Annotated in this window: 6 protein-coding genes; all 6 read right to left on the bottom strand. The window is 60.3% G+C overall.

Annotated elements, in window-relative coordinates; translation table 11 throughout:
• Positions 1–782 (bottom strand): putative FMN-dependent luciferase-like monooxygenase (locus tag ACZAHD_RS20550; protein ID WP_462458404.1); only part of this gene is annotated, 782 nt, incomplete at its 3' end.
• A complete protein-coding gene (locus tag ACZAHD_RS20545) occupies positions 779–2,383 on the bottom strand; it encodes a dipeptide ABC transporter ATP-binding protein (protein WP_462458403.1) in 1,605 nt (534 codons plus the stop codon). The genes ACZAHD_RS20545 and ACZAHD_RS20550, both read right to left, overlap by 4 nt.
• Entirely contained in the window at positions 2,380–3,231 is an 852-nt protein-coding gene (locus tag ACZAHD_RS20540; protein ID WP_462458402.1) for an ABC transporter permease, read from the bottom strand. The genes ACZAHD_RS20545 and ACZAHD_RS20540 overlap by 4 nt, the downstream gene beginning before the upstream one ends.
• Complete coding sequence (locus ACZAHD_RS20535) at positions 3,228–4,172, bottom strand: ABC transporter permease (RefSeq protein ID WP_462458401.1); 945 nt, start codon at positions 4,170–4,172, stop codon at positions 3,228–3,230. Before ACZAHD_RS20535 ends, ACZAHD_RS20540 begins: the two co-directional genes overlap by 4 nt.
• Before the next feature lie 10 nt (positions 4,173–4,182).
• Positions 4,183–5,805 carry a TIGR04028 family ABC transporter substrate-binding protein gene (locus ACZAHD_RS20530; RefSeq protein WP_462458400.1) on the bottom strand — a complete coding sequence of 541 codons (1,623 nt, stop codon included), beginning with the start codon at positions 5,803–5,805 and terminating at the stop codon, positions 4,183–4,185.
• A gap of 203 nt (positions 5,806–6,008) precedes the next feature.
• A partial coding sequence (locus ACZAHD_RS20525) for a zinc-binding dehydrogenase (RefSeq protein ID WP_462458399.1) occupies positions 6,009–6,556 on the bottom strand: 548 nt, incomplete at its 5' end.

The following is a 6,556-nucleotide window of genomic DNA, read 5'->3' as shown; positions in this document are numbered from 1 at the left end:
ATTTCATACCCGGCGGCGCGATGTGCCGCCGCCTGTTGGCGTAATCCCGGTTCGGCGACTTGCAGGGCGTACTGCTGGCTGTCGGCGACAAAGGCAGTGCGTGAGGCAAGGATCCTCGGCGCTGTGCCGGCTGGCAGTGCCGCGAGGTAGGCATCAATAAGTGGATTCTGGATAGCATCAAGCGGTAAACCCGGCTGCCCGTGCGGGCGCGGCTGCGTGCGCGAAAGCATCAGGCCGTGACCGGCCTGGCCGGCGCGAACGGCACCGTCAATCGAAAACGTCGCTATCCAGATCCGTTCAGCCAGCTGCGGCGCCGGCGGGTAGAGATGATTTTCAGGGTGGGCCAGTGAATCACCGCGCCAGGCGCTCTGGAGGAGATGAAGATTATCGGCAAAGACGTCCCCCCGCTGCTCGCTGGTGAAGCCAAACGGCAGAAATGAGGTTGGCGTGCCGCCGGAGCCAAAGCCGACCTCAAGACGCCCGTTGGCCAGTAAATCCAGCACGGCTGCGTCTTCGGCGACCCGCAGCGCGTTCTCCATCGGCAGCGTAATAATGGCGGTACCGAGGCGAATATGTTCGGTCTGCGCCGCGACATGGGCGAGGAAGACCAGCGGCGAAGGCAGGCCGCCTTCATGCTCGTGGAAGTGATGCTGGGCAATCCATGCGGTGTCAAAGCCGAGGCGTTCGGCGTGACGAATTTGTTCGGTTGCCAGCCGGTAGCGCTCTTGCGCAGGGGCTGCGTCCAGGAGGCGGGTGAAAAAACCGAGGCGTTTACGCGTCATGCGATCTCCTTGCTCAGGGTGGACTGGTGGGGAATGGCGGCGATGAGCTCGCGAGTATAGTCGTGCTGCGGCTGGCTAAACAGGCGGTTGACTTCGCCGTATTCCACGACCTGACCGGCGCGCAGTACCGTGACGCTCTGCGCGATGCGGCGCACCGTCGCCAGGTCGTGGGTGATAAACAGATAGGTCAGCCCCAGCTGTTGCTGAAGCTGCTGAAGCAGAGCGAGAATCTGCGCTTGCACGGTGACATCCAGCGCGGAGGTGGCTTCGTCGAGGACCAAAATCGTCGGCTCCAGCACCAGCGCCCGCGCAATAGCAACCCGCTGGCGCTGACCGCCGGAAAGCTCGCGCGCGGTCCGCGTCAGCAGCTCCGGAGCCAGCGCGACCCGGGCCGCAACCGCTTCGACGCGGGCACGGCGGATGACCGGGCTCAGCGGGGCGAAATTTTTCAGCGGCTCTTCGATAATCTCAAACAGGGTCTGGCGCGGGTCGAGCGAGGCGAACGGATTCTGATAGACGAACTGAATTTTACGCCGCAACTGACGCTGCGCCTCGCGACTTAAATGACCGGCATCGATACCATCAATGGCGATGTGTCCGCTATCGGCCTGTTCAAAACCGAGCAGAATCCGCGCCAGCGTGGTTTTGCCCGAACCTGACTCGCCAACTAACGCATGGGTCGTGCCGCGTTTGACTTCAAAGCTGACGGCGTCCAGTGCCTGCAACCCGCTGTCGCCCAGCGAAAAACGTTTACTGATATCCGCAACCCGGATGGTGGGCGTTGCCGGATAGCGGCGTGGCGCTGTGCCGATGGTAGGCTGAGTTCCCTGCAGATCGCTCAACAGCTGGCGGGTGTAGGCGTGTTGCGGCGCGCGGACGATATCCGCGGTGATGCCCTGTTCCTGAATTTCTCCGTGGCGAAAAACCAGCAGCCGGTCGGCACGCTGCGCCGCCAGCGCCAGATCGTGAGTGACAAGCAGCACCGCCGTTCCGGACTCCCGGCGCAGGGCATCGAGGAGGTCGAGAATGCGTTTTTGTACGGTGACATCAAGGGCGCTGGTCGGCTCGTCGGCAATGATCAAATCCGGCTTGAGAGCAATGGCGATAGCAATTAAGACCCGCTGCTTCATGCCGCCGGAGAGCTGATGCGGATACTGATAATAGCGTTGCTCGGGGTGGCTGAGACCCACTTTGCTCAACAGGGCCAGTACTTGCTGCTTACGTGCGGCGGCGCGCTCTTTCTGGTGCAAACGAAGTATTTCGCCAACCTGCGTGCCGATCGTTTGTACCGGGTTCAGGGAGTTGCCCGGGTCCTGCGGAACCAGACTGATACGCGCGCCGCGCAGACTATCAAGTCGTTTCCCCGACCAGCCGCTGATATCCTCGCCATTAATTTCCACTCGTCCGCTGTCGCGTCGGGCATTGTTCGCCAGCAGGCCGATAATGGCCTGGGCGGTGGTGGTTTTACCGGAACCAGACTCTCCGACAAATGCCAGCATTTCCCCACGTTGCAGGCTGAAGCTGACGTTATGCACCACTTCCTGCCAGCGGCGCTGCGAACGGTAGCTGATACGTAGATTTTCCACGCGTAATACGTTCATGAGCGCTCTCCGCTAAATTGACGGCTGATGCGGTTGGCCGCCAGTACCACGGCAACCACCGCCACGCCGGGAAAGGTGGTCAGCCACCAGGCGGTCGAGAGATAGTTGCGTCCTTCGGCGATCAGCAGCCCCCACTCCGGCACTGGCGGCGGCGTACCGTAGCCGAGAAAGCTCAGGGTGGAGAGGGCGAGAATCGCCTGACCAAACTGCAGCGTGGCGAAGGCCAGTACGGCAGTGAGCGAGTTGGGTAAAATATGTCGCCAGAAGACGGCGAAGAAAGTGCCTCCGCTGCCAAAGGCCGCTTCGACGTAGTCGCTGTGCCGCACGCGGACCACTTCTGCTCGTGCGAGGCGGGCAAAGCTGGCAATAGCGGCGACGCCCACCGCCACCGCGGCGTTAACGGTGCCGAAGCCGAGCAGAATAATCACCGTTAATGACAGCAGCAGTGACGGGATGGCCAGCAGAACATCAACCAGTCGCATCACCAGCGACTCGACGCGTCCGGCAACGGCGCCAGCCAGCGTGCCCAGCGCGGTACCGACCAGCAGTCCGATTGTGACAGCCGCCAGCGCGGCGGAAAGCGAGTGGACCGCGCCATAGACGATCCGCGTCCACAGGTCGCGCCCCAGTTGGTCGGTTCCCAGCCAGTGACCGGTCTGCGGCGCCAGACGCTGTGCGCCGGAGGTACCTTCAAGCGGGTTATAGCCGCTGAACAGTTGCGGGGCGAGTGCCATCAACAGCGCGATGATCATGATGCTCCAGGCGAGCCATAGCCCCGGCTGGAAACGCAGTGGACGACGGCTTGGCGCCCGTCGGCGGACGGCGGTGGCGTAATCAACGAGGCTCATACCACTCCTCCGGTTACGGTTTTCAGGCGTGGATCGAACAGTGGCATCAGCAGATCCACCAGCAGGTTAATCAACACAAATGCGAGGGCGGAGATCATCACCACCGCCTGTAATACGGCTATATCCTGATTGTTGACGGCCTGTTGGGTCAATTGACCCAGGCCGCCGCGGCCGAAGACGGTTTCGGTAATCAATGCGCCGGCGATCAGCTCCCCCAGTAGCAGCCCGGCGATATTCAACGCCGGTAGCAGGGCGTTGCCGGTGACGTGTCGCCACAGGACGCCGGTTTCACTCATCCCTTTGGCGCGGGCGACGGCCACAAACGGCAGGGCGGCCACCTGGTCCATGCTGCGCATCAGGATCTGCGCCAGCGGGGCGGAAATGGGCACTGCGACAGCGATGACAGGCAGTATCAGCCCCTGTAGCGGGCCGGGGTTGATCACTGGGATCCAGCGCAGCTGGAAGGAGAAGAGCTGAATCAGCGCAATGCCTAACCAGAATGTCGGCAGCGAGATAAACAGCACCGGTAAAGACTGTAAGGTATTGCTCAGCCAACGCAGACCCGGCAAGCGTGAGGCGAAGGCCAGGCTAAAGGCCAGCGCGACAGCCAGTATAAACGCCGGGATTGCGAGACTGAGGGTATCCGGCAGGTTACTGACCAGCAGCGTGCTGACCGCAATACCGGACTGTAACGAGTAGCCAAAATTCCCTTGCAGCATCGCCGCTAAGGTATGGACATACTGCTTCCAGATCGGACTGTCGGCACCGTAGGCGATGCGCATGTCGGCGATTTGCGCCGGACTGAGCCCCAGATCCGGGTTCTGAAATTTGATCAGCACCGCATCCCCCGGCAGCACCTGCAGCAGCACGAAGGAGAGGGTGAAGGCCGCCCACAGCACCAGTAAACTCTGACCCAGACGTCGCAGAAGGTTATGGCTCATCCCATCCCCCTTAGTGTTTTTCCAGCCAGGTGCCGTAGAATGACGGACGGCCGACGGCTTCAAAGCTCACGCCCTTCACCCACGGCGCGCCGGCATAGACCTGCGGCTCTTCAAATATCGGGATCACGTAGGCGTTATCCAGCAGATAGCGCTGGGCATCGCCGGTCAACTGCAGGCGTTTTTGCGGATCGACTTCGGCGGCAATCGCGGTCAGCAGATCGTTAAGCTTATCGTCGCGAAAGCGTTGCACTTTGTTGCTGGAGCCGCCCTGTTGCAGCAGGGCATCGCGGTTGGTCGGGAAGAACATGCTTTTCACCACATCCGGGTCGGCGCGACCCACTTCCGACACGGTCAGCGGGGTCTTCAGCGGATCGAGGTTATCAATAACCCGGCTACCGGCATCGCCTGCTTTTACGCTCAGCGCCGCCCCGACCTGGCGCCACTGCTGGGCAATCAGCTGGAGCACCTCTTTGTTCTGCGGCTGCGGCAGCGATTCATAGACCGTCAGCGCCAGACGCTGGCCATCTTTCTCTCTGATCCCGTCGGCGGCCGGTTTCCAGCCAGCTTCATCGAGCAACTGCCTGGCTTTGGTTTGATCGAAGGCCAGCTTGTTGCTCAGATTCACATAACCCGCCGCCGTGCTGGCGATAGCTGAGGTCGCTTGCGGATAGTTAGCGGAAAATAGCGTATCGACCACCTGTTTTGCGTTGGTGGCATGCAGCAGCGCCTGGCGGACGCGCAGGTCGGAAACCAGCGGGTTATCCGGGCGGAAACTCAGGCTGTCATTGACGCCACGGGTGGGGGCGGCATAAATCCTGAATCCCTGATCGGTCGCCTGCTTTTCATCGTAGGCCTGAACCTGGCGGATAAAATCGGCCTGACCCGCCAGTAACGCCCCGATACGCACGCTGTCTTCCGGGGTGACGATAAAAGTAATGCCGTCGAGGTTGGCCGGCCCTTGCTGAGCCAGGTTTTTCGGCCCCCACTGATAATCCTTACGGGCAACCAGCGTCAGCTCACGACCCGGTTTTTCCTCTTTAACGATAAAGGGCCCGGAGCCGATAATATTGCGCGCATCGCCGAGTTCGTCGAAATTACGCTGCAATGTACTGAGAGAGACCAGTCCGGAGCCAATGGTGGCGGTCCCCTGCAGGAAGCCGGGCGACGGTTTTTTGAAATAGAACTTCACCGTCAGCGGATTGATGACTTCGCTATGGTCGTAGTTGTTGATCACTTCAGAGACCGGCAGACGCTGGGCTTTATTGCCGAGACCGTAGGTATCAAAATTTTTGGCCACCGCGTTGGCGTCAAGCGGGGTACCGTCAGAGAAGGTGATGCCCGGACGCAGCGTAAAGGTGTATTCGCTTTTGTCGGCGTTCGTTGTCCAGCTCTGCGCAATCCACGGTTCAATCGCCAGCGTCTTCGGGTTTTGCCAGGTCAGCTTATCGGTTATCTGATTAAGGATACCGCCGTTGGGATAGAATCCTCCGGCCGGTGGATAGAGATTGGTGTGCGGCTGTTGCTCCAGATAGATTAAGGTCCCGCCTTTGACCGGCGTATCGGCGGCCCAGGCGGAAAAAGCGCCGGATAAAAAGAGGGCTGCCAACACGGGCAGACGAACACGGCTTTGCATGGTGAATTCCTTTGTTATCTATTGTCTTGCCATCATCGGGCGTGGATATAAACAAAGGAACCAACGAATTGCGCTAAGTATTTGCGGAAAAGGCATTTGCCGCGTCGGGGACAGATTCTATGCAGCAGATAGCCGGCGTAATGTGATCATGATGAGGCCGGTATGATGAAACGGCCTCTCCCGGCGGGGGAGAGGCGCGAGGCTTAGTGGCGGAAATCGATAACCATACGGCCACGAATTTGCCCCTGTTCCATCTCTTTAAAGATGGCGTTGATATCACCCAGCGGACGCAGCGTCACTTTCGGAACCACTTTCCCTTCGGCCGCGAACTGGAAGGCTTCGGTCAGATCCTGACGGGTGCCCACCAGTGAGCCCACCACTTCGATACCATCCAGAACCAGACGCGGAATATCGAGGCTCATCGCTTCCGGCGGCAGGCCAACGGCCACCACGCGGCCACCGGCGCGGACGGCATCAACGGCGGAGTTAAACGCCGCTTTGGCGACCGCGGTGACGACGGCTGCGTGAGCACCGCCGGTTTTTTCCTGAATCACTTTTGCCGCATCTTCATTGCGGGAATTAATGGTCAAATCGGCGCCCATGTCGGCGGCCAGCGCCAGCTGCGCATCGTTAACATCGATGGCGATGACTTTGGCATTGAACACGTTTTTCGCATACTGCAATGCCAGGTTGCCGAGGCCGCCAAGGCCATAGATGGCAATCCATTGACCGGGTTTAATATGGGACACTT

Origin of the sequence: Raoultella sp. (genome assembly GCF_039594335.1) — a bacterium.
In the GTDB taxonomy this organism is placed as follows: domain Bacteria; phylum Pseudomonadota; class Gammaproteobacteria; order Enterobacterales; family Enterobacteriaceae; genus Klebsiella.
This window is presented reverse-complemented; position numbering and strand designations above follow the sequence as displayed.

What these genes read in the sequence shown, in the direction of transcription:
- ACZAHD_RS20530 (WP_462458400.1), bottom strand. Translation starts at nt 5,805, where the DNA reads ATGCAAAGCCGTGTTCGTCTGCCCGTGTTGGCAGCCCTCTTTTTATCC.
- ACZAHD_RS20535 (WP_462458401.1), bottom strand. Translation starts at nt 4,172, where the DNA reads ATGAGCCATAACCTTCTGCGACGTCTGGGTCAGAGTTTACTGGTGCTG.
- ACZAHD_RS20540 (WP_462458402.1), bottom strand. Translation starts at nt 3,231, where the DNA reads ATGAGCCTCGTTGATTACGCCACCGCCGTCCGCCGACGGGCGCCAAGC.
- ACZAHD_RS20545 (WP_462458403.1), bottom strand. Translation starts at nt 2,383, where the DNA reads ATGAACGTATTACGCGTGGAAAATCTACGTATCAGCTACCGTTCGCAG.